Raw genomic sequence first — 22,070 nt, 5'->3', positions numbered from 1 at the left:
CATCGGAAAATGCTGTGAACCCGGCATCGGGGGCCCGGACGGGGGGAGCCCCGGGCGCCCGTGCTTGTAGGCTGGAACGGAGCCAGACGATTGGCCGCGGTGCACGGACAGCCTCCCCGCCGCAGGCCCGATCAACATGAATACGTGAAAGAGGAACAGTGCCAGCAGTGCCAGGACCGCCGGAGTCGCCGAAGAACGACGCTGCAGCCCCGAACCCGCGGATGACGGGCGACCCCGACGGCGCCGACCACCGGCCGTTGTGGCGCCGCAACCCGTTGGCAGCAGGTGCCCCGGGCACGCCGGGCACCCATGGGACCCATGGTGCCCCGCAGGCCCCCGCCGCGCGCCGCGGCATGTCGATCGCCGGATGGGTCATCGTGGGAACCATCGCCCTGGCCACGGTGCTTCCCACGCACTTCGTGGTGGAATCGGCGGGCCCGGCGCTGAACACGATCGGCAAGGTCGACGGCACCCCGATGCTGAGCATCACCGGCAAGCCGACCTACCCGACCAGCGGCGCACTGGACATGACGACCGTCTACGTGCAGGGCGGCGGGCAGCAGCGGCTGGGCTTCTTCAACGTGCTCGCCGGGTGGGTCGACCCGCACAAGGACGTGCTGCCCGAGGAAATGGTGCTGCCGCGCGGCACCACCAGCGAGCAGCAAAGCGAACAGAACACCGTGATGATGGACGACTCGCAGCAGCTCTCCACGGCCGCGGCGCTGCACGAGCTGGACATCCCGTTCACCCGGCACCTGTCCGTCGCGGGGTTCGCCACCGAACAGAACTCGAAGGTGCTGAAGACAGGGGACCGGCTGGTCGCCGTCAACGGGACAAAGATCGCCGACCTCGACCTGCTGAAGGCCCAACTGCAGAAGGCGGGGGAGCGGCCGAGCGAACTGCAGATCCTACGCGACGGCAAGCCGCTCACCGTCACCGTCAACACCGTCGCGGGGCAGGGCGGCCAGCGCCAGCTGGGCATCATGCTGGGCGGCGACTTCGACTTCCCGGTGGACGTGAAGTTCGGGCTGGAGAACGTCGGGGGCCCGAGCGCGGGCATGATGTTTGCCCTGGCCATCGTCGACCAGCTGACTGAGGGGGACATGACCGGAGGCAAGCACTTCGCCGGCACCGGCGCGATCACCGCCGACGGCCAGGTGCAGCCCATCGGCGGCATCGCCCAGAAGATGGTCGGCGCCAAGGCCAACGGCGCGCAGGTGTTCCTGGCGCCGGCGGCGAACTGCGCGGATGTGGTCGGTCGGGTCCCGGCTGGGCTGGACGTGGTGAGGGTCGAGACCCTGGACCAGGCGCGCGCCGCGGTGGAGGGGATCGGCAGCGGGAAGGACCCCGAATCCTTCCCCACCTGTCGGTAACGGTTTTCAGTAAACATTCAGGTTCGGGCGGGATTTGCCGGGTTTTGTCCGGCAACGGTCACAATTTACGCACTATTGCCGACGAATGGCTGTGCCCTTTGAGCTCTTGCACCGGATGCAGGGCAGAATGGAGAGCAAGTCCTAGTTCGAGGTGCGCCTCCGCGGCGTGCTGAATCGGTCCAACGGTGAGGTAAAAATTGAGTTTTGGCACTGGCAATCCCTTCGGAGGCCCCCCGCGCGGCCCCCAGGAGCGTCCCGACCCGCAACAGCATCCCGAGCGGCGTTCGTCCCCGCTGATGCCGACGATCGTCATCATCGGCATCCTCGTCGCGGTCTTCGTGTTCTTCGCGAGCGTGTACGCGGATGTGCTCTGGTACAACCAGCTCGGCTTCCAGTCGGTGTTCTGGACCGAGAACCTCTCCAAGGTCGGCATCTTCGCCGTGGCGTTCCTGGTCATGGGCTTCGCCATCTGGATCTCGATGCGCATGGCGTACCGGGCGCGCCCGGTGTACGCGCCGGACGGCCACCAGCAGGACAGCATGTCCAAGTACCAGTCCCAGCTGGAGCCGATGCGCCGGCTGCTGATGATCGGCGTCCCGGTGGTCATCGGCGTCTTCGCCGCCACCGCGGTGACCTCGCAGTGGAAAGAGGTGCTGCTCTTCTTCAACCAGGTCCCGTTCGGTGAGACCGACCCGCAGTTCAACATGGACCTGGGCTTCTACATCTTCACCCTGCCTTTCCTGGGCCTGCTGATCGGCTACCTGATCTCCGTGGTGCTGATCGCCGGCATCGCCGGGCTGCTCACCCACTACCTCTACGGCGGCATCCGCGTGGAGGAGCGCGGCGGCATCGTCGTCGGCAAGGCCGCACGCATCCACATCGCAGTGTTCGCCGTCGCCTTCCTGCTCCTGCAAGCCGGCAACTTCTGGCTTGACCGCTACTCGACGCTGCTTTCGCAGAACGGCCGCGTGGCCGGCGCCCTGTACACCGACGTGCACGCGGTGATCCCGACCAAGACGATCCTGGCGATCGCCGCGGTGCTTGTGGCCATCACGTTCATCATCACCGCGATCATCGGGCGCTGGCGCCTGCCGATCATCGGCACCGCGATGCTGCTGGTGACGGTCGTCGTCGCCGGCGGCATCTACCCGTTCATCGTGCAGCAGTACCAGGTGGTCCCTTCCGAGAAGACCCTCGAGCGCGCGTACATCGAGAAGAACATCAAGATGACCCGCCAGGCGTACGGCCTGGACAACGTCGAGGAGACCGCCTACAACGCCGAGGTGAACCCCAAGAAGGACGCGCTGGCCAAGGACAGCGCGACCACCACGAACATCCGCCTGCTGGACCCGAACCTCGTCTCCTCGGCGTTCGCCCAGCTGCAGCAGTTCCGGACCTACTACAAGTTCGCCCCGACGCTGAACGTCGATCGCTACGACATCGACGGCAAGACCGAGGACACCGTGATTGCGGTGCGCGAACTCAGCGTCGACACCACCGAGTCCTGGGTCAACCAGCACATCACCTACACCCACGGCTACGGCGTGGTGGCCGCCTACGGCAACCGCGTGACCTCCGGAGGGCGCCCCGACTTCATGCTCAGTGGCATCCCCACCGGCGGCGTGCTGGCCAGCGACAAGACCTACGAACCGCGCATCTACTTCGGCGAACTGTCCCCGCAGTACTCGATCGTCGGCGGCCCCGAAGGCTGGGCCCCGCGCGAACTTGACCGCCCGGCCTCCGGCTCCGGCAGCCAGGACACCCGCAACACCTTCTCCGGCGACGGCGGCCCGTCGGTCGGCAACTTCTTCAACCGCCTGGTCTACTCGCTGAAGTTCGCCTCCACGGACCTGCTCCTCTCGGACGCCATCAACGCCGAGTCGCAGATCCTCTACGACCGAAACCCGAAGGACCGCGTGCAGAAGGTCGCACCGTACCTGACGGTGGACTCCAACGCCTACCCGGCGATCGTCGACGGCCGCGTGCAGTGGATCGTCGATGCGTACACGACCTCCAAGAACTACCCGTACTCCAAGCAGCAGCAGCTGGAATCGGCGGTCACCGACTCGCTGACCGGCGGAACCCGTGCCGCGGCGCTGACCGGCCAGGTCAACTACATCCGCAACTCGGTCAAGGCGACGGTCGACGCCTACGACGGCTCGGTCACCCTGTACGCGTGGGAGGACGACGAGCCGCTCCTGCAGGCCTGGCAGAAGGTCTTCCCGTCGAACATCAAGCCGATGTCGGAGATGTCCGGCGAGCTGATGAGCCACGTGCGCTACCCGGAGGACCTGTTCAAGGTCCAGCGCGAGCTGCTCGCCACGTACCACGTGACGGATCCCGACGGTTTCTACGACTCCAACGACGCCTGGGCGGTGCCTTCGGATCCGACGCAGGGCAACGCCAACATCAAGCAGCCGCCGTACTACATGTCGCTGAAGATGCCGACGCAGGACGCCGAGACCTTCTCGCTGACCTCCACCTTCATTCCGCAGACCGCGGCGGGCGGACAGCAGCGAAACGTGCTCTTCGGGTTCCTCTCGGCCGAGGCCGACGCGGGAAGCGAAGCCGGCAAGAAGGCCGAGGGCTACGGCACGCTCCGCCTGCTGGCGCTGCCGCGCGAAACCAGCGTGCCCGGCCCGGGCCAGGCACAGCAGAACTTCGACTCCAACACCACCGTGTCGCAGACGTTGAACCTGCTGCGGCAGGGTGCATCGCAGGTCAAGAACGGCAACCTGCTTTCGCTGCCGGTCGGCGGCGGCATCCTCTACGTCCAGCCCGTGTACGTGCAGTCCTCGGGTGCGACCTCCTACCCGACCCTGCGCAAGGTCCTGGTGGCGTTCGGTGACAACGTCGGCTTCGCCGACACCCTCTCCGAAGCGCTCGATCAGGTCTTCAAGGGTTCTTCCGGCGCCGTGACAAGCGAAAACGGGGGCACCTCCGGTGGTGAAGAACCGGGCAAGCCGCCAGTGACGCAGACGGCGCAGCAGAAGCTGTCGAAGGCCCTGAACGACGCAAACGCGGCGATCAAGGCGGGCCAGGCGGCGCTGGCGCAGAACGACTTCGCCAAGTACGGCGCCGAGCAGACCAAGTTGCAGAAGGCGCTCGAAGCCGCGCTCGAGGCCGAGTCCGAGCTGACCGGCAAGCCGGTTGTCCCGGAGGCGCCGGCCGACACGCCGGCACCGACCGAGGGCACGGGCGCACCGGCCTCGGAGACGCCCGCACAGGGAACCCCGGCGCCGTAACCGGGCGTTGAATACCGGGTGTGAGCAGGGCGACACTGCCAGGATTTGCGCAAGTCCACCCCCGTCGGCGATGATTGATATATCGCCGCGGGGTGGAGCAGTTCGGTAGCTCGCCGGGCTCATAACCCGGAGGTCACAGGTTCAAATCCTGTCCCCGCCACGAGATAACGACCCCGACCAGGGAAACCCGGTCGGGGTCGTTCCTTTTGGCGCTTAAGCCTGCTGCTGCGCTGGCGCCGCGGGCATGTCTCGGCTTGGAACCGTCCCGGACATCGCCGACCCTCGGCTGCCGGCTGTCGGGAGGTCCCTTTGGGCGGCGCAAGGCAAGTCGCCCCTTAAGTGAGCGAGCACACTTTGGAAAATTCTGCATTCGGTGCGGTTTGTCGTCGATAGAGCGCGTTTTGTCGGGCTTTGGGCGTTGAGCTGCCGCGGTTCTAGCCCGTTGTTCGATGAATGTTCATCTCGATTAGGCGCATCGGCGATGCGCTGGTACTGTTGTATTTACCGACGCGGGGTGGAGCAGTTCGGTAGCTCGCCGGGCTCATAACCCGGAGGTCACAGGTTCAAATCCTGTCCCCGCCACAGAGAAAACAACCCATGATCCTGATTCAGGAACATGGGTTGTTTTGCATTTAAAGACACGCTCGGATTCGGCGGGTCCATGACCCGGCTCTGGCGGTCGAACGGCCTTGAGCAGGGTCTGCCACGGCAGAAGCCCAACCGTGGAGATGCATCCCATTCTCGGGCCCCGCTCAGAATAGGGTGAGGCCGAATTGGGTGTTTTGCTGCCACTGGGTGTTGCGCCGGGGTTTTTGTTCGGGGTCCACGTATTTGGGGAGGATGACCGCAGGCAGCCCGTGGTCGTTTCGGACGAGTTTGTATTGTCCAGTGTGGAACGCGTGGTGGTGGTTGGCGCAACCAGGGGCCGAGTTTTCGATGCTGGTGGTTCCGCCGTCGGCCCAACCGTCGATGTGGCACATTTCGAGATGCTCGGGCGGGACCGTGCAGCCGGGGACGATGCAGCCGCCGTCGCGGGCGAGGACCGCTTGGCGCATGTAGTCCGGGACGAATCGCTGTTCGCGTCCGACGTCCAGGATTTGGCTCTCGCCGTTGAAGATGATCGGAATGACCCCGGCGTTGCAGAGTTCCCGGCGAAGGTCCCCGGGGGAGACCACAAGTCCGTGTTGGGTGATACCCGCCTTTTCGGCCAGGCCCAGCAGGGTGGTGAGCTGGCAATAGACGATGAGGCGGGCCCGGGGCAGCCCGGTGGTTGCGCTGGTTCCCTTGGAGCGGGGCTCTCCTGAGGTTCTCATGATGTTGAGCAGGGTTTGAAGTCTGCGTCTGGCGGGGGTGAACCCGTCGGGGCCTTCCGCGGGGTCGTTGATCCGTTCCGGCAATGCCGGTTCGGGAGTGCGGAATGTTGACGTGTGGCTTTCGCCCGGCTGCGCCAAATCTTCCGATCCGGGGCTTGCCTGGTGGGCTGGTGCCGAACGGCCGAGATCCGTCCACTCGGCTCGGGGAAGTTCGCCGGGTGGGGTGTCGGGGTCGACGGCCCATGCGGGGATGGCCGGCGCCGGGTTGCGGTCTAGCGGCCGGAGCGGCACCACGTTCCCGCTGGCAGGCGGACTCCAGCCGTTGCCGTTGCCCTCCCCGTGGACATCGCCTTGGGTGCCGGGGTTTCGGCTGGCGGCGTCGTTGGCGAGGTTTTCTCGGTTGCCGACGTTGGTTCGGGGATTGTCGGAGAGCGCGAAGTGGGACATGACGAGTTCGGCGTCCAGGTTGGTCATGGTGAGCGTGAAGTACGTGAGGTGTTGGGTGCGGCGGGAGAGCCGGAACCCGGTCTTGGCTGCCAGTTCTTCCGAGGTGGGTGCCGCTGCGGGTGCTTCCTCCAGCTCCGTGTTCAGGGCGTTGAGGACTTTGCTGGTGGCCGCCGGGCCCTGGGTGAGCAGGGATTCGAGGACCTGTTCCTCGATTGACGCGGCGAGTTTGGCGGGGTTGGGTTGGCCGGCGATTCCCGGGCGCAGCTTTTCGAGCCTGTTGGCGGCCCGTATCGCCTCGGTCGGGTCGAGGTTACCGGCCCGCAGGTGTGCCGCGAGCAAGGGGTAGCGTGCCGGGCTTCTGGCTCCGCGTTCGTCGGTGCGCGGGAGCAGGAGGCCTGCGGCGTCGAGGTGGTCGCGTGCCTCGAAATAGCCGATGGCGCAGGTGCGCTGCAAAAGCTCGGCGGTGTTCTTGTGCGGGAGCCTCCCTGTGGGGACGCTGCGCGGGTCCTCAGGCAGGATGGCGTCCCCTGCAACGAAGTCCGCCGGGTTGTCGGCGATCTCTCGCAGCTCGTTGAGGATTTCGACGGGCAGCTCGTGGGCGAGCGAGTGCTGGGCGGCGCGGGCAGCGAGGAGACGGTGGTGCCCGGCGCGCCGGCGGGCCCTTTCCAGGCCAACGTTCAGCAGGACGGACGTGACGGGGGAGTTGGTCGCCTGGGTGGCAAGGTCTTCGGTGAGGGCATCGAGACGGGCATGAAGATCAAAGAAGTCGCGCAACAAGTCCTCCCGCGACAGGTGGTGCCCGGGGCCGGGACCGGACGCGGGTGCTCCGCCGGTCCGTGCTGGAAGGAATTCTCAGCTGCTCCTGGGATCGAGCATGAAGAGTTGCAGCGCACCCGAAGGAGAGAAAGAACGGTGCTGTGGAGAACTCGGTGAAGGGCGCGGCGGCGCAAGATCGTCGGCGGGCCTGTGCGGATAAGTCCCTGAACGGTGCCGGCAGGGTGGTGGCGTCGGTCAGCAAGCTGCGGCGGAGTGCCGGGACGCGACGATGGGCGGGCAACCGGGGGAATCGCCGGAATGGTTCTCCGGACCCGGGCTGCCCGCCCATCGTGCGTTGCGGCCATGAAATCATGCGGCGGCGGGTGCCGCCGGCCGGGCTAGTAACCCGGGGTGATCGACGGGGTTGCCTTGGCGCCCTTCATTGCGGCAAGGCGAGCCTCGATCTCCGTCTGCTCGCCGAGGTCCTCGAGCGAGTTGAACTGGGCGTCGAGGGACGAGGAAGCGAGCTCCGCGGCACCGCGAACCCGTGCCTCTTCGCGACGGATCTTCTCCTCGAAGCGGCCGACCTCGCTGGAGGGATCCATGATGTCGATGCTCTTGACGGCCTCATGCACCTGGTTCTGCGCCTGGGCGGACTTGGCGCGGGCGATGAGCTCGTCGCGCTTGGAAACCAGCTCCTGGCGCTTGGACTTCATGGCGTCCAGGCCGGTCTTGAGCTTCTCGACGATCTCGCGCTGCGAGCTGATGGTCGGCTCGGCGGTCTTGGCCTCGGACTCGGACTGCATCTGGCGCTGGATGGCGACCTTGGCGAGGGAATCGAACTTGTCGGCGTTGGCGCTGTCGCCGGCGCCGCGGAACTCGTCGGCCTTCGAGGAAGCTGCAAGCGCCTTGTTTCCCCAGTCGGACGCCGCCTTCACATCCTCGTTGTAGTCGTCTTCGATCATGCGTAGGTTGCCGATTGTCTGTGCAACGGCGGTTTCGGCTTCGGCGATGTTGTCCGTGTAGTCGCGGACCATCTGGTCCAGCATTTTCTGCGGATCCTCCGAAGCATCCAGCATTGCGTTGATGTTGGCCTTGGCCAGCTGGGTGATGCGACCAAAAATAGACTGCTTTGCCACGATGAGACCTTTCGTAGGACATTATTTGAGGTGTTGATTTTGCTGCCGGTGATCCCCTGTTCGGGGATCGGGATACTGCAACCTTGGGGCCCTCGCGGGCAGTTGTCGTGGCCCGGGGCTAGAAGCTGCCGCCTCCGCCGTCGAAGCCGCCACCGCCACCGCCGCCGTCCCCGCCGAAGCCGCCGAAGCCGCCGCCGCCGAAGAGGCCGCCGCCGCCTCCACCGCCGTGGCTGCCGCCGCGCAAGATCGAGTCGATGAGGATGCCGCCAAGAATGGCGCCGCCGAGGCCGTTGTTTCCTCCTCCTCCGCCGCCGAAGCCGCCACCCCCGCCGAAGCCGTTGACATCTGATTCGGCCTGGCGTGCGGCCTGGTCGGCCAAGGCGGATGCCTGTTCGGCGTAGGCCAGGGCCGATGCCGGGTCGGAGGATGCGGTGCGAAGGGCCTCGTCGAGGTTTCGCTGTGCCTCGGCCAAGCGCGTGCGGGCCGTTGCCCCCACGCCGCCGCGGCGGGCGCGGATGAAGTCGTCGGTGCCTTTGATCTTCATCTGTGCCGTGCGGACCGCGGCCTGGAGCTGTTCGGCGGCGCGTCGTGCACGTTCCTGCTGATCGCGAATCTGGTTGAGTTGGTCGTTGAGCGGGCCGCGGCCCTCGGTGACCTCGGTGATCAGTGCGACGGGGTCGATGCGTCCCGTGGCAACCTGGGCCTGGACCGAGGACAGTGCCGATTCGAGGGATGCAATCGAACCCGCAAGTTCCGGGTTGCTGCCGTTGGCGAGCAGGGCGCGGGCCTGTGCGAGGTCCTGGGCGGAGGCGGCGACCAGCGACTCGAGGTCGGCGCGGGCGTTGTCCAGGTCCGAATCGGTGTGCTCGATCGCGTCGAGCAGCACCGTGGCCTGGTGCACGGCGTCCTCGCCGGCGCGGATTGCCACGGCCGCCTCGGCGGCGGACCCCTCGGTGATCTTCGCCTCGGCCGTCAGCACCGCGGTGTGTGCGAAGTCGAGCCGGTCGTTGGACTCCGAAATGTTGGAGTTGACCTGGTGGAGGGCGCTGTCCGCGTAGCGCGCGGACAGCGTGTCGAACTCCGCCTTGGCCGTGCCGACGCGCTGGCGCAGCGGATCGATGCGGGCCTTCAGGGATGCAGCGGCCGCGGGCGCGTTGGCCTCGAGCTCGCGCAACGAGGCGAACTCCTCGGTGTGCTGTTCAAGGGTTTCGTTCACGGCCTCGCAACGGCGGATGATCTCTCCAAGCCAGGAACGCTGTTCGGCTTCGGTGTCCGGGATCTCGTCGTCGAGCTGTTGCTGCAGCTTGAATGACGCGGCCATGTGTTCCTTGGCCGTTTCGATGTCCGCGGCGAACGGCGTGATGGCCTCGTCGCCGAATTGCGCCTGGGCGAACCCGACCTCTTGCTCGCTGGAACGGATGGCATCGTCGGCGGCAATGAGCAGGCTGCCGGCCTTGGTGCGGAGTTCCGGGACGCTCAGGGACGCCAGCGGGTCGATCGGCTGGCCGTCCGGCCCCGTGGCCACCTGCGGCACGCCGCCGGAGAGCTTCTTGCGGCGGGTCAGGGCCCAAGCGGTGGCGCCGCCTGCAACGGCAACGCCGCCCACGACCCACCAGCCCGCGGAGGAACCGCTGGATGCGGGGGACTTGCCGTTGGCGACGTTCGTGATGCCCTTGACAGCGCCCAGAGCCGCACCGGCCCAGTCATCCTTGCCGAGAGCAGGGGAAACCAGCTTGGTGTAGATTTCCTGGGCATTCTTCGAGCCGATGGCACCATTGATGGCGGATGACAACTGTCCCTGCCGCGATTTCACCGCGACGGCCAGGACGGAGTCGTTGGTGCCCATGCCCTTGGCCTCGGCAACCTTGCTGATCCAGTCCGAGGGTTTCGTCGGGTTGGTGAAGGTGTCAACGTAGATCACGAACAGGTTCTGCCCGGTGTCGGTGCGCATCTTGCTGATGGCGTCGTTAACCTCGGCCTTGGACCCGCCGAGCACGCCGGCATCGTCGATCACAAACTGTCCCGGCGGGATCGTCACCGGATCGGCGGCAGATGCGGCGGGCGCAAAGATGAGTACGGACAGGATTCCTGCAGCGGCGGCTTGAGCCAACCGCCGGGTCAACAACTTCATGGTTTTCCTTCACCCTTGCTTGAGTTGCCGCAGATTTCTTGGCAAAGCACGTAGTGAAACCACCATATGCCTTGATTTCTGCTAACGCTGTAGATTCTATGGCGGGGATCGGCGAGAGTCCACGAAAATCGCCGTGGGCCGGTGAAATGCCACTCCGGGTGGGGCAAGCTCACAGCTTCTACTCAGGTGTTGCTTTTCGCGGCCACAGTTGCGGCGGGCATAGTTGTAACCAAGAAGAGCAGTCAGGCACCACCAGCATCGGAAGGTTAACGATGAGCGAGAACCAGTTTGAGCAGCCAACCACCCCCGAGAACCCGGAACAGGGGAACGCTCCCGTGCCGCCGCGCCCAGTGGCATCGCCAGTGACACCTCCCTCGGCAGCGGAACAGGATGCCGCAGTGTCCAAGGTCGACGGGGCCGTCGAACAGACGCAGGCCCTGCCACGGCACAGCGTTGACGCAGCCCCGGACGCCCCCGCCGTTGAAGCACCGGCCGCACCGTCAGCCGTGCCGCCGGCAGCCCCGGCCGCAGGAACCTACCCGGAGGCCGCAGCCTATGCAGGTGTCCCCGGCGCCCACGCACAGGCAGCGCCGCAGGCACCGACACATGCCCCGTACGGCACGCCGACGCATTCCGAGCAGACCTCGGCCTTCGGCGTCCCCTCTCCGGTGCCGCCGGCAAATCGCACTGCACCGAAGAAGTTCACCTCCGGCGTCCTGATCCTGGGCATGGTCGCGGCGGCCCTGGTCGGCGCCGGCAGCGCCGTGGGCGCGAACGCCCTGATGAACCCGGCGGCCTCGTCGGCGGGCGCCGGAAACCAGGCCCCGCAGAGCGGCGTGGTCATCAACAACCCGAAGAACGTCACCGCCGTCACCGCGGCGGCGGCGAAGGCAAGCCCGAGCGTCGTGACCATCGACGTGAGCGGCAGCAGCTCGTCGGGTTCCGGATCGGGCATCATCCTGGACACCGAGGGCCACATCCTCACCAACACCCACGTGGTGACCCTGGGCGGAACCACCGCCAGCCCGAAGATCGCCGTGCAGATGTCCGACGGCAAGGTCTACAACGCCACCCTGGTGGGCACCGACCCGCTGTCCGATCTCGCCGTCATCAAGATCGACGCGCAGGGCCTGACCCCGGCGACGCTGGGCACCTCCGGGAACCTGAACGTCGGCGACACCGCCGTGGCCATCGGCGCCCCGCTGGGCCTGAGCGGAACCGTCACCGACGGCATCATCTCCACGCTGAACCGCACGATCTCCGTGGCCTCCTCCGCGGTGCCGGAGCAGAGCGAGGGGACCGACCAGAACGACGACAACCAGTTCAACTTCCAGTTCCCGGGCGCTCCCCAGGGCCAGCAGCAGAGCCCGCAGGGCTCGATCTACATCAACGTGATCCAGACCGACGCCGCCATCAACCACGGAAACTCCGGCGGCGCGCTGGTTGACGCCAACGGCGACATCATCGGCGTGAACGTGGCAATCGCCTCTTCCGGCTCGGGCGCCACCTCCTCGGGCGACAGCGGGTCGATCGGCGTCGGCTTCGCCATCCCGATCGACTACGCCAAGCGCATCGCCCAGGACCTGATCGCCAACGGCAAGGCGACGCACGGCATGCTCGGGGTGACGGTGCAGGCCAAGCCCGCGGACGTGAAGGACGGAAACTCGTCGTTCAGCGTCGGTGCGCAGGTCAAGGACGTCGTTGCCGACAGTGCCGGCGAGAAGGCCGGGCTGAAGGCCGGCGACATCATCACCGGGGTCGGGGACCGGGTGATTTCCGACAGCAGCTCGCTAACCGCGGCAATCCGCGAGGTCCCGGCCGGCGGCCAGGTGACGATTCATTACACCCGCAACGGGCAGCCGGCATCGGCCGACGCCACGGTGGGCGCCTCGACGGCTTCATAATCCCCGCCGGGAGCAACAAATAGTCACAACACGAGCAACGGGTCCGGAACATTTCGGGCCCGTTGCTCGTGCGCTGCGGGTGGATGCGGCGCACGGCTAACATGTAGGGGGTGCCTTTCCGCAGTGCGGGGAAGACCGGGCACCGAATCTGGACACTTCTAGGAAAGGCAGCAATGAGCCAGCTGACAGGCACGCCATTGAGGATCCTCGTACTCGTCAAACACGTCCCGGACGTGCAATTCGAACGGCACCTGGACGGCGCGGACTTGCGCCTGGACCGCAAGGACTCGGTGCTCTCCGAACTTGACGAGTACGCGATCGAGGCGGCCCTGCAGCTTGCCGAATCGCGCGGCGGCGCTGCGGCGGGCAACACCGTCACGGCCCTGAGCATGGGCCCGGAGGCCGCGGCAAACGCCGTGAAGAAGTCCCTGCAGATGGGCGCCACCGAGGGCGTGCACCTGTGCGACGACGCGTTGGCCGGGTCCGACGCCGGGGCCACCTCGCTGGCCCTCGCCGCGGCCGTGAACCACCTGGGCGCCTTCGACCTCATCGTCACGGGCATGGCATCCACGGACGCCGAGACCTCGCTGGTTCCCGCGCAGCTGGCCGAACGCCTGGGCCTGGCCCAGCTGACCCAGGTGGCGCACGTCGAGCTTGCCGCCGATTCCACCACGGTGCGCGCCGTGCGGGAAACCGACCAGGCGGCACTGAGCCTGCAGGCCGAGCTGCCGGTGCTGCTCTCGGTCACCGACCAGGCCAACGAGCCGCGCTACCCGAACTTCAAGGGCATCATGGCCGCAAAGAAGAAGACCATCACCGTGCTCTCCCTTGCGGACATCGGGCTCGACGCGGCTTCAGTCGGCGCGGCCGGCTCGGCCACAGCGGTGCTTGACGTGCAGGCGCGCCCGGCACGCACCGCCGGGACCGTCATCACCGATTCCGGCAACGCGGGCATCGAACTCGTCGACTTCCTTGCCGCAGCGAAGCTGATCTAGCCTTTTCGAGGGGAAAAAACATGTCACACATTCTTGTCTACATCCAGGCGCCCGCCGCAGTTCCGACCAAGTCGCAGCGCGAGCTGCTGACCCTTGCCGGCAGGCTCGGCGAGGTCCGCGTGGTGCTGGGCGCCGCGGCCGACGACGCCGCCCTGGCCGCATTGACCTCATGGGGGGCCGCCGGCTTCTACGCGGCCGCCGCCAACGATGCACTCGTTGCCCCGCAGGCCGCCCTGCTGGCCGCGGCGGCTAAGGACTCCGGCGCGGCGGCTGTGCTGCTGTCCAACGACGCCGCCGGCCGCGAGGTCGCGGCCCGCGCCGGCGTGAAGCTCGACGCGGGCGTCATTACCGACGCCATCGACGTGGACGCCGACCTGGTTGTCAGCAAGTCGGTGCTGGCCGGCAGCTACACCGTGCGCGTGAAGGCCACCCGCGGCCCCGCCCTGGTCACCGTGAAGCCCAACAGCGTCCACCTGCCGGCCGACGAGCCGGCGGCCGCCGCCGCCGCCGCCGAAGTGCAGGTGCTGGCGACCGGCGAGCTCGGCCCGGTGGCCACCGTCACCGGCACCGTGGAGCGCACCGCCTCCGGCCGCCCGGACCTGACCGAGGCCCGATTCGTGGTCGCCGGCGGCCGCGGCGTCGACGGCGACTTCGGACCCGTCGAGGACCTGGCCGATGCGCTGGGCGCGGCCATCGGAGCCTCCCGTGCGGCGACCGACGCGGGCTGGATCGACCACTCGGCACAGATCGGGCAGACCGGCAAGACCGTTTCCCCGCAGCTGTACATCTCCGCGGGCATCTCCGGCGCGATCCAGCAGAAGGCCGGCATGCAGTCCTCCACCTACATCGTCGCCGTGAACAAGGACCCGGACGCCCCGGTGTTCGAGATCGCGGACCTGGGCATCGTCGGCGACCTAGCCGCCGTGCTGCCGCAGGCCGCGGCCGAAATCCGCAGGCGCAAGGGCTAGGGGCGTGGTTTTCGACCCGGCGCTGCGGCCCATCCGGCGCGTTCTGTGCTTCGGTGCGCACCCGGACGACCTTGACTTCGGCGCCTCGGGAACCGTCGCGGCCTGGACCGCCGCGGGCGTGCACGTCGAGTACTGCATCATGACCGACGGCGACGCCGGCGGGTTCGACGACCGCACCGCCGAGGAAATCACCGAGATGCGGCACGCCGAACAGCGTGCGGCGGCCGCCCTGGTGGGCGTGCACACCGTGCACTTCATGGGAGAGCGCGACGGCTTCCTGGAGCCCAGCCATGCGGTGATGAAGCAGGTCGTCGAACTGATCCGCACCGTCCGCCCGGAGGTGGTGCTGGCCATGCACCCGGAACGGAACTGGGAGCGCATCCAGCGCTCGCACCCCGACCACCTGGCCTGCGGCGAGGCGGTGACCCGGGCGATCTACCCGGCGGTGGAGAACCCGTTCTCCTACCCGGAGCTCGAGGCCGCCGGGCTGGCCGCGTACAAGCTGCCCTGGCTGTGGCTCTACGGCGCCCCGACGGAGCGCGAGAACCACGGGGTGGACATCAGCGCGGTCTTCGACCTGAAGCTCGAGGCGCTGCGCCAGCACCTGAGCCAGCACCCGGACGTTCCGGCGATGGAACGCTATGTGCGGTCCCAGTGCCTGGCCAAGGCCCGGGCGTACGGCATGAAGGACGGCGCGCTGGCCGAGGCCTTCCACGTGGTCGCGGTCAACGCCGCGGACACCATCGCCGGGTTCTGACCCTGCCGCCGTCTGCCGATGGCCGCAGGCGCGAGCCGCAGGCACCGACGGTAGACAGAAAGGTCGGGACGTGGGTATCCACGTCCCGACCTTTCTGCTTGATTGGGTCGATCGCGATCGCGATCGCGGCTGCAAAGCGGTCAGCTACTGCCCGAAACGCTCCGGGGATGCCGCCACATAGCGGGCGATGGCCGCGGCCAGCAGTTCCGCGACACCCGGGCGCGGCGTGCCGTGCTCCGGCGCGTCGTAGGACGCCGTGAAGCGGGCATCGGCCACGTACATCTCGCCGAGGCCCGCGTAGGCCTCGGCAGCCGGGGTCCAGCTGTGGCGGACCCATGTGTGGTGGCGGGCGATGATCGCCTGCACGGCGTCGTCCTCGGGTCCGCGGCCGGAACCCAGCGCCGCGAAGAGGTCGTCGGCGATCTGCTCGTGTTCGGCCAGCAACCTGGCCTGGCCCTCGGGGCCCAGCGCGCGAAGCCGCGTGTTGCCGTCCTCGACGGCCCGGTCGCCCCAGCGCGCCCGCGCCTCGGCCTCGTAGGGGTTGGGCTCGAAGCCGTTGAATGCCTGTACCGGGTCCATGTCTTCTCCTGACTGAAGGTGTGCGATGGTTGCACGCACGCTCACCGCCATGGCGGCCAGCCTGTCGCGTTCGGCATCCAACCACCTGGCGTGCAGCGCCAGGGTCCGCAGCTCGTCTTCCTGCCCGTCGATCACCGAGGCGATCGTCTCGAGGGGCAGGCCCAGTTCCTTCAACAGCAGGATGCGCTGCAGGCGCAGCACCTCGGGTTGGCCGTAGAAACGGTACCCGTTGCTGGCTGTGAAGGCCGGGGCGAGCAGGCCGATGGCGTCGTAGTGGCGCAGGGTCCGGGTGCTGATGCCCGAGTCCCTGGCCAGCTGCGAGATGCCGTATTCGGCGGGTTGGTTGTGCCTCATGTCCTTCAGCGTAGGAGTTGACGTTGCGTCAAGGTCAAGCGGGTCCGGCGGCTACTTGCCGGCGGGGGTGTCCAGCACGGCCAGCGGCTCCGTGGAGGGGGTGGTGCTGCCTTCGACGGGTTCGACGGTGACCATCACCGAGGCGATCTTGCCGACCCCGTTGAAGCCCTCGGTGGCCGACTCCGCGCCGGAATCGACGGTTGCCAGGCGGGTGGCGCGATCGGACTCGGCGTCGATGAGCCACACGGTGTAGCGTTCCGAGCCGTCGATGCGCGGCAGCGAGGTCAGCGCGATGGACCCGGCGTCGGCCTTGGCCGAGGTGCCCAGCACTGCGTGCCCGCCGCCCTCGAGGTCCGCCTGGGCCACGATCTTGTCCTTTGCGCCGTCGACCTGGGCCACGTAGTTCTTGGGCATCAGGTTCGCCAGCAGGATGACCACGCCGATGAGGATGACGGCCAGGCCGGCCACGACGAAGACCCACTTCTTCAGTGGCTTGCTCGTGTTTTCCGAGTCGGTGGAAACCTGATCCACCAGATCCATGCCGAGGTCGTCGTCGTTCTCATCGTCACGATGCCCTGGGTACACAGGATCGGTGCCGCTCATGATGTGCCATCCTTTGAGTGATTTTGGGTGGGCCGGATAAGGCCACCAGTAAGCATAGGGGAAAAGGCTTTGCGTTATGTGTGTGCCAGCCGCGTGCAGGCTTGGCGCGGCGCCCTATTTGGCGGTTGCCGCGGCGAAGCCGTGCTGGCGCCAGGCCTCGTAGATGGCGATCGAGGCGGAGTTGGCCAGGTTCAACGAGCGTCGGGCCTCCAACATGGGCAAACGCACCGTGGCGGTCACGTGCGGGTCGACCTTGACCTCGGCGGGCAGGCCGACGGACTCGGGGCCGAACATCAGCACGTCGCCGGGCTGGTAGGCCACGTCGGTGTACAGGGTCTCGCCCTCGGATGTGAAGGCAAACACACGCTCGGGGGCCAGTGCGGCCCAGGCGGACTCGAGGTCCTTGTGCACGGTGACCACGGCGAGGTCGTGGTAGTCCAGGCCCGCACGGCGCAGCTTGGAGTCCTCGAAGTCGAAGCCCAGCGGCTCCACCAGGTGCAGCTCGGCGCCGGTCACCGCGGCGAGGCGGATGGCGTTGCCGGTGTTGCCGGGGATTTCGGGGGTGTAGAAGAGGATGCGAAACACGTGGTTCAACCTTTGGGTGCGTAGGGAACGAAGGGGGGGAAGACGAACGGGGGGCGGTTTAGTACATTCCGCCGAGCAGCCGGGAGAGCACCGAGCGGTCCAGGACGTTGGGGGCGGGTCCGGTGCCCAGGAACATTTTCAGTTCACGGACCAGGTTCACGGCGTTGACGACGTTGGAGGTGCTGGTGGGGCTGGGTTCCCCGCCGCGGGCGTAGTCGATGACCGGTTCGTGCAGGTTGCCGTCGGGGGAGTGGATCACCGTCCACCCGGTGACGTTCAGCTCCGGGAACAGGGCCTGCATCTGGTGCACGCTCGGTGCGATGCGCGGGGGATCGATGTGCTTGCCGTCGCGGAACAGCGAGGCGCCATCCCACCTGTAGACGCCCTTGGGCAGCAGCATCGAATGCACGATGGCCAGCCGGTAGCCGCCCAGCAGGGCGTGGTCGATGTAGCCGCCGCCCGGGGCATGCAGCCCGTTGACCAGCCGGGTGGATGGCAGCGCCGGAAGCAGCTGGCGCGAGAGCAGCTGGATGGTTCGGGCCTCGCGGGCGAGCCGTGCCTGGGCGCCGAAGATGCCGCGCTTGCGGGGCGCCCCGTGGATCTGCTGGATGGACTTGGCCCTGTCGAGGGGCGAGGCCGGCGATTCCAGCAGCGGCGGAACGAACACCGTGGGATCGGATGCCGAGGAACGCGGGGCGTTGGACTCGAAGCGCATCGAGGCGCCGCCGGCGGAGCCGGAGGTCCCGTAGCCGCCCGCGGAGGGGGCCTTGCCGCGCAGGTAGCTCGACTGGGTGCCGTAGCTGCGGTCGTAGCGCTCGCGGGCCGCCGGATCGATCAGGGTTTCGTAGGCGAGCGTGACGGCGCCGAAGTCCTCGGCATTCCCGCCGTGGTCCGGGTGCGTCACCCGGGCGGCCTTGCGGTAGGCGGTCTTGATCTCGGTGGCGCTGGCGGTGCGCGCGATGCCCAGGACTTCGTAGTGGGTTCGACGCTGGGCCACGGGGGAGACCTTTCGCTGGTGACGGGGCTGGATCCCGCTTTCCCCTCCGAACCCGAAGGCGTGGGGGAATGTGCGGGAGCAGGTGCTCTTGAAATCCTACCGGTTGGGCCTTGTGGCGCGGAACTTGGCTTGTGGCGTCGGCACCTTGGCTTCCGATCCCCGGGGTGCCGTGATTCCGGAAGGGCTTCCGTCACGGGCTTGCGCGGGGCGGTACAAACACGTAATTTCGGCTGAATGTCCACGGAAAACAATCACCGCGTCATTGTTGCAGCGAACAGGAGTTCGGGCACGGGCCGCGGGCACCGCGCCGTCGAACGCACGATGGCCGCGCTGCGCACCCACGGCATCGACGCCGAGCTCCTTGAAGCGCCGAGCTACGCGCAATTGCAGCTGGACGTCGCCGACCGGATCTCCGCGGGCGTTCGCGCGCTGGTCGTCGTGGGCGGGGACGGCATGGTGCACCTTGGATTCAACGCCGTGGCCACGACGAACACGCCGCTGGGCGTGGTGCCGGCGGGAACCGGAAACGACTTTGCCCGCATGCTGGGCCTGGACGCCAGGGTGCCGGAGATCGCCGTCGAGCGCATCGCCAGGGCCCTGGATTCGGCCCCGCGGGCCGTTGACGCCGCGCTGGTGACAGGGGCATTCGGCAGCAGGTACGTGGCCGGTGTCTTCAGCGCGGGCTTCGATGCGGTGGTCAACGAGCGGGCCAACGCCATGAGCTGGCCGCGCGGGGCCCAGCGCTACAACCTGGCGCTGCTGCGCGAACTTCTTGCCTTCAAGCCCCGCCGGTATGTGCTGAGCATCGACGGGGGCGCCGAGGAACAGCTTGATGCGATGCTGATTTCGGTGGCCAACGCGCAATTCATCGGTGGCGGCATGCGGATCGTGCCGCAGGCAAGCATCACCGACGGGCTGCTGGACCTGGTGGTGATCGCCCCGCTGGGCAAGCTGCGCTTCCTGGGGATCTTCCCGTCGGTCTTTTCCGGAAAACACATCACCCACCCGGCGGTGCGCATCGAGCAGGTGCGCAGCCTCACGCTGCGGGCCGCGGACACGCGCGGCTTCGGCGACGGGGAAGCGGTCGGCGCCCTGCCGGTGGAAGTCACCGCGGCGCCGGGGGTCGTCAAGCTGCTGTTCTAGGCGCCGTTTGTTTCAGCAACCCTGCGGTATTCGGCCAGCAGGTTCCCGTCCTCCTCCAGCAGCGTGTGCAGGGCCAGCCGGTGCAGTTCGCTCCCCGGGGCGCCTGCGCTGATGCGGCCGGCGCCCCCGCCGGCCATCAGCGGCGCGGTGGTGAGGCAGAGGCTGTCGATCGCACTGGCCGCCTGGAAGGCGCCCAGCAGGTGCGGCCCGCCCTCCGAGTGGATGACGCGGTGGCCGCGGCCGGCCAGGACCTCGCGGATCCACAGCGGATCGACGGCGGAACCCGGAAGCGGGCAGCGCAGGACCTCGGCAAAACGCGCCAGCGAGGCTTCCTTGGCCGGATCGGCGGCGGAGGAGGTCAGGATGAGGATCTCGCCGGGGTTCAGCCTGAAGAGTTCAGAGTCCTCGTCGAGGTCGAGCTTCCCGGTGACGACCGCGAGCAGGGGACGTTCGGCCATGTCGCGGGCCAGGCGCCAGTCGCGCGAGGCCGGATCGAGCAGCTCGCCCCCGTAGCCCTCGGAGCGGATGGTGCCGGCGCCCACCAGGATCACGTCGGCAAACCTGCGCAGCAGCGAGAACACGCGTTTGTCACCGGCCGATCCGAGGGCCCCGGAAAGCCCGCCGTGGGTGGCGGCGCCGTCGGCCGTGGCCACGAAGTTGAAGCGGACAAAGGGCTCGGGGCCGGGCGGAGGGGCGTAGAAGCCGAGCAGCTGCCCGTCGTCGGGATCGGCAACGTGACCCGGGTACAGCCGCTGCATCAGGCGTCGGCGTCGGCGTCGGCGGCAACGGGGACCGCCGGTGCAATGCCAGGGTTCTCGGGATGCGCCGGCGCATTGACGTCGCCCATGTTGTGCCTCAGGTAGGCGGGCTCGCGCCAGCCCATGGCGGCTTCCAGCAGGCGGACCGTCGAGGCCGACTCGGGGATGTTGTGCATCCGGATGATCCGGGCGCCGTTCATGATGCACATGGCCGCAGCCGCCAGGGAGCCGGCTGTGCGCTCGGCCTTGGGCAGGTCGAGCGTCTCCCCGATGAAGTCCTTGTTGGAGACCGCGGCGAGCGCAGGGTAGCCCAGGGCCGCAAAGGACTCGAAGCCGGAGGTCAGCGCCAGGGTGTGCAGGGTGTTCTTGTTCAGGTCGTGGCCCGGGTCGATGATCAGCTTGTCGTCGGCGATGCCCAGCGAGCGCGCCAGTTCCACCTTGCTGCGCAGGTAGCCCGCCACCTCGGCGACGACGTCGTCGTAGCGCGGGCGCGGGTAGACCGTGCGCGGTGCGGCCAGCGAGTGCGTGAGCACCAGGTGCACGCCCGCATCCGCCACCACGCGGCCCAGCTCGGGATTGCTCAGGCCGGTGGTGTCGTTGATGACGTCGGCCCCCGCCTCGATGGCGGCGCGGGCGACCTCCGGCAGGAACGTGTCGGCGGAGATGATGGCGTCGGACTGCGCGCGCACCGCGGAGATCACCGGGACCACGCGCTGGGCCTCCTCCTGCCAGCTGAGCGCCGGGCCGGGGGAGAAGGGCACCCCGCCGATGTCGATCCAGTCCGCGCCGGCGTCCACCGCCGCGAGGGACGCGTCGACCGCCGCCTGCAGGGCAAAGGTCGCGCCGCCGTCGTAAAAGCTGTCCGGGGTGCGATTGATGATCGCCATCAGGGCAATGCTCGAGGAGAAGTCGATGCTCCGGTGGCCGAAGTGGTGCACGGGGTGTCGCAGCGGCGGTAGGTACATGCTCATGCTTGGTTTCTCCCTTGTCACGGTTGATCCATTCATACCAGCTCGCGGGCCCCTTCCGGGTGTTCTGCGTCGCACCTGCTCCACCCGGGTACGGATTCCTCGGTAACCTGTTGCCATGACTTTGAACTTTGCGGGACCCGTTGCCGGTAGCTGGATCGTCGACGCGCTGGCGGCGCAATCGGCGGACTCCGAGGTCGCCGACCTCGTGGCGGGGCAGGTCCCGTCCGGCTACGAGGCGTACGCGCGCATCTTCCACCCGGCGCTGGGGCTCGACGGAGAGGCAGTGCGCTGGGGAAGGATCGCCAAGGGGCGCGGCACCACCATGCACGGCGGCGCCCAGTTCACCCCGGTCTCCGGCATCGGCGAGGACGGCATCGCCCTGGTGGAGGACGCCTGGGAGGGCGAGGCCCCGTCGGGCGACGGACTGCCCGCCGGCGAGCTTGCGGCCATGGCCCCGATCCTGGCGGCACACACGCAGACCCCCGCGGAAATCTTCCTGGCGCTGTGGAACGGGCTGGCGTTCATCCACGGCGGGGACCGGATCGAGGTGCTCCACGACGACGACCCGGAGCTGTCCGACGAGGAAAACGCCGCCCGCCGGGAGGCCGCCAACGCCGAGGCCAAGCGCCCCGCCTTCTCCGAGGAGGTCCGCAACGGCCCGACCCTGCAGATGGGCTCCGCCTACAGGTCCTTCTACGTATTCGAAGGTACGTTCGAAGACCTGGCCAGTCCGCTGTGGGCGCGCACCTCCGAGGGGGAGCAGCGCCAGGCCCCGAACCTGGCCTGGCCCGCGGACCGCGCCTGGCTGCTGTCCACCGAGCTCTACGAGGACTCGAGCATCGTCGCCGGTTCCCGCACGCTCATCGACGCGCTGCTGGCCTGCCCGGACATCGAGGCCTACGAGGTCGCCATCGACACCCGGCTGGACCTGGAAGGGGACAACGTGAACCCGATGCCCGTCGAGGTGGAGGGTGACGACGATGACGATGACCTCGGCGAGTACATCGAGGGCGAATTCACCAACTGACCCGGACAAGGGGAAACGGGGTGCG

Annotated in this window: 17 protein-coding genes and 2 tRNA genes; 10 read left to right on the top strand and 9 right to left on the bottom strand. The window is 67.9% G+C overall.

The window, feature by feature from the left end; genetic code table 11:
* The first annotated feature begins 158 nt into the window (after window positions 1-158).
* From ACIQLF_RS16415 to ACIQLF_RS16400, 4 genes are all read left to right on the top strand, one after another.
* Window positions 159-1,373 carry a PDZ domain-containing protein gene (locus tag ACIQLF_RS16415; RefSeq protein WP_400300642.1) on the top strand — a complete coding sequence of 405 codons (1,215 nt, stop codon included), beginning with the start codon at window positions 159-161 and terminating at the stop codon, window positions 1,371-1,373.
* 296 nt (window positions 1,374-1,669) lie between these two features.
* Window positions 1,670-4,618, top strand: coding sequence for a UPF0182 family protein (locus ACIQLF_RS16410; RefSeq protein ID WP_400300765.1), 2,949 nt, complete (start codon window positions 1,670-1,672; stop codon window positions 4,616-4,618).
* 86 nt (window positions 4,619-4,704) lie between these two features.
* Window positions 4,705-4,778, top strand: a tRNA-Met gene (locus tag ACIQLF_RS16405).
* A gap of 348 nt (window positions 4,779-5,126) precedes the next feature.
* A tRNA-Met gene (locus tag ACIQLF_RS16400) sits at window positions 5,127-5,200 on the top strand.
* 170 nt (window positions 5,201-5,370) lie between these two features.
* Here the strand turns inward: ACIQLF_RS16400 and ACIQLF_RS16395 are convergent.
* The 3 genes from ACIQLF_RS16395 to ACIQLF_RS16385 form a co-directional block, all read right to left on the bottom strand.
* Complete coding sequence (locus ACIQLF_RS16395; RefSeq protein ID WP_400300639.1) at window positions 5,371-7,152, bottom strand: HNH endonuclease; 1,782 nt, start codon at window positions 7,150-7,152, stop codon at window positions 5,371-5,373.
* A 380-nt stretch (window positions 7,153-7,532) separates the two neighbouring features.
* Window positions 7,533-8,273 carry a PspA/IM30 family protein gene (locus tag ACIQLF_RS16390; protein WP_400300637.1) on the bottom strand — a complete coding sequence of 247 codons (741 nt, stop codon included), beginning with the start codon at window positions 8,271-8,273 and terminating at the stop codon, window positions 7,533-7,535.
* A gap of 118 nt (window positions 8,274-8,391) precedes the next feature.
* On the bottom strand, window positions 8,392-10,404 hold the full coding sequence (locus ACIQLF_RS16385; protein WP_400300634.1) for a TPM domain-containing protein: 2,013 nt from the start codon (window positions 10,402-10,404) through the stop codon (window positions 8,392-8,394).
* A gap of 272 nt (window positions 10,405-10,676) precedes the next feature.
* Between ACIQLF_RS16385 and ACIQLF_RS16380 the strand changes: the two genes are divergently transcribed.
* The 4 genes from ACIQLF_RS16380 to ACIQLF_RS16365 all read left to right on the top strand — a co-directional run bounded on the left by ACIQLF_RS16380 (window position 10,677) and on the right by ACIQLF_RS16365 (window position 15,028).
* Window positions 10,677-12,308 carry a S1C family serine protease gene (locus ACIQLF_RS16380; protein WP_400300631.1) on the top strand — a complete coding sequence of 544 codons (1,632 nt, stop codon included), beginning with the start codon at window positions 10,677-10,679 and terminating at the stop codon, window positions 12,306-12,308.
* A gap of 173 nt (window positions 12,309-12,481) precedes the next feature.
* Window positions 12,482-13,303 (top strand): electron transfer flavoprotein subunit beta/FixA family protein, encoded by an 822-nt coding sequence (locus tag ACIQLF_RS16375; protein WP_400300628.1) that lies wholly within the window; start codon window positions 12,482-12,484, stop codon window positions 13,301-13,303.
* Window positions 13,304-13,323: 20 nt separating this feature from the next.
* Window positions 13,324-14,271 (top strand): electron transfer flavoprotein subunit alpha/FixB family protein, encoded by a 948-nt coding sequence (locus ACIQLF_RS16370; RefSeq protein ID WP_400300625.1) that lies wholly within the window; start codon window positions 13,324-13,326, stop codon window positions 14,269-14,271.
* A gap of 4 nt (window positions 14,272-14,275) precedes the next feature.
* Window positions 14,276-15,028, top strand: a complete 753-nt coding sequence (locus tag ACIQLF_RS16365; RefSeq protein WP_400300622.1) for a PIG-L deacetylase family protein — start codon at window positions 14,276-14,278, stop codon at window positions 15,026-15,028.
* A 144-nt stretch (window positions 15,029-15,172) separates the two neighbouring features.
* Here ACIQLF_RS16365 and ACIQLF_RS16360 read toward each other — a convergent pair whose 3' ends face one another.
* The 4 genes from ACIQLF_RS16360 to ACIQLF_RS16345 form a co-directional block, all read right to left on the bottom strand.
* Window positions 15,173-15,961 carry a MerR family transcriptional regulator gene (locus ACIQLF_RS16360; RefSeq protein ID WP_400300619.1) on the bottom strand — a complete coding sequence of 263 codons (789 nt, stop codon included), beginning with the start codon at window positions 15,959-15,961 and terminating at the stop codon, window positions 15,173-15,175.
* 51 nt (window positions 15,962-16,012) lie between these two features.
* A complete protein-coding gene (locus ACIQLF_RS16355; protein ID WP_400300617.1) occupies window positions 16,013-16,564 on the bottom strand; it encodes an anti-sigma factor in 552 nt (183 codons plus the stop codon).
* A gap of 114 nt (window positions 16,565-16,678) precedes the next feature.
* Window positions 16,679-17,149 carry a tRNA (cytidine(34)-2'-O)-methyltransferase gene (locus ACIQLF_RS16350; RefSeq protein WP_387525931.1) on the bottom strand — a complete coding sequence of 157 codons (471 nt, stop codon included), beginning with the start codon at window positions 17,147-17,149 and terminating at the stop codon, window positions 16,679-16,681.
* Between the two features lie 58 nt (window positions 17,150-17,207).
* Window positions 17,208-18,146 (bottom strand): J domain-containing protein, encoded by a 939-nt coding sequence (locus tag ACIQLF_RS16345; protein WP_400300614.1) that lies wholly within the window; start codon window positions 18,144-18,146, stop codon window positions 17,208-17,210.
* Window positions 18,147-18,380: 234 nt separating this feature from the next.
* Between ACIQLF_RS16345 and ACIQLF_RS16340 the strand changes: the two genes are divergently transcribed.
* Complete coding sequence (locus ACIQLF_RS16340) at window positions 18,381-19,289, top strand: diacylglycerol/lipid kinase family protein (RefSeq protein ID WP_400300611.1); 909 nt, start codon at window positions 18,381-18,383, stop codon at window positions 19,287-19,289.
* On the opposite strand, the gene ACIQLF_RS16335 is transcribed toward ACIQLF_RS16340, so the two are convergent.
* Complete coding sequence (locus ACIQLF_RS16335) at window positions 19,286-20,047, bottom strand: pyrimidine reductase family protein (protein ID WP_400300609.1); 762 nt, start codon at window positions 20,045-20,047, stop codon at window positions 19,286-19,288. The genes ACIQLF_RS16340 and ACIQLF_RS16335 overlap by 4 nt on opposite strands.
* The gene (gene folP, locus ACIQLF_RS16330; RefSeq protein WP_400300606.1) at window positions 20,047-21,018 is read right to left on the bottom strand and encodes a dihydropteroate synthase; all 972 of its coding nucleotides are present in this window, start codon (window positions 21,016-21,018) and stop codon (window positions 20,047-20,049) included. Before folP ends, ACIQLF_RS16335 begins: the two co-directional genes overlap by 1 nt.
* Before the next feature lie 115 nt (window positions 21,019-21,133).
* On the opposite strand from folP, the gene ACIQLF_RS16325 reads away from it, so the two are divergent.
* Window positions 21,134-22,045 carry a hypothetical protein gene (locus ACIQLF_RS16325; RefSeq protein WP_400300603.1) on the top strand — a complete coding sequence of 304 codons (912 nt, stop codon included), beginning with the start codon at window positions 21,134-21,136 and terminating at the stop codon, window positions 22,043-22,045.
* Window positions 22,046-22,070 lie beyond the last annotated feature (25 nt).

Source organism: Paeniglutamicibacter sp. NPDC091659 (genome assembly GCF_044756805.1).
In the GTDB taxonomy this organism is placed as follows: domain Bacteria; phylum Actinomycetota; class Actinomycetes; order Actinomycetales; family Micrococcaceae; genus Paeniglutamicibacter.
The sequence above is the reverse complement of the archived record's forward strand: the minus strand, read 5'-3'. Positions and strand labels throughout refer to the sequence as shown.

Bases quoted from the DNA above. Each gene is read 5' to 3' on its own strand.
- folP (WP_400300606.1), bottom strand. From the start codon at position 21,018: ATGAGCATGTACCTACCGCCGCTGCGACACCCCGTGCACCACTTCGGC.
- ACIQLF_RS16370 (WP_400300625.1), top strand. From the start codon at position 13,324: ATGTCACACATTCTTGTCTACATCCAGGCGCCCGCCGCAGTTCCGACC.
- ACIQLF_RS16325 (WP_400300603.1), top strand. From the start codon at position 21,134: ATGACTTTGAACTTTGCGGGACCCGTTGCCGGTAGCTGGATCGTCGAC.
- ACIQLF_RS16410 (WP_400300765.1), top strand. From the start codon at position 1,670: ATGCCGACGATCGTCATCATCGGCATCCTCGTCGCGGTCTTCGTGTTC.
- ACIQLF_RS16375 (WP_400300628.1), top strand. From the start codon at position 12,482: ATGAGCCAGCTGACAGGCACGCCATTGAGGATCCTCGTACTCGTCAAA.
- ACIQLF_RS16380 (WP_400300631.1), top strand. From the start codon at position 10,677: ATGAGCGAGAACCAGTTTGAGCAGCCAACCACCCCCGAGAACCCGGAA.
- ACIQLF_RS16355 (WP_400300617.1), bottom strand. From the start codon at position 16,564: ATGAGCGGCACCGATCCTGTGTACCCAGGGCATCGTGACGATGAGAAC.
- ACIQLF_RS16335 (WP_400300609.1), bottom strand. From the start codon at position 20,047: ATGCAGCGGCTGTACCCGGGTCACGTTGCCGATCCCGACGACGGGCAG.
- ACIQLF_RS16340 (WP_400300611.1), top strand. From the start codon at position 18,381: ATGTCCACGGAAAACAATCACCGCGTCATTGTTGCAGCGAACAGGAGT.
- ACIQLF_RS16360 (WP_400300619.1), bottom strand. From the start codon at position 15,961: ATGAGGCACAACCAACCCGCCGAATACGGCATCTCGCAGCTGGCCAGG.
- ACIQLF_RS16385 (WP_400300634.1), bottom strand. From the start codon at position 10,404: ATGAAGTTGTTGACCCGGCGGTTGGCTCAAGCCGCCGCTGCAGGAATC.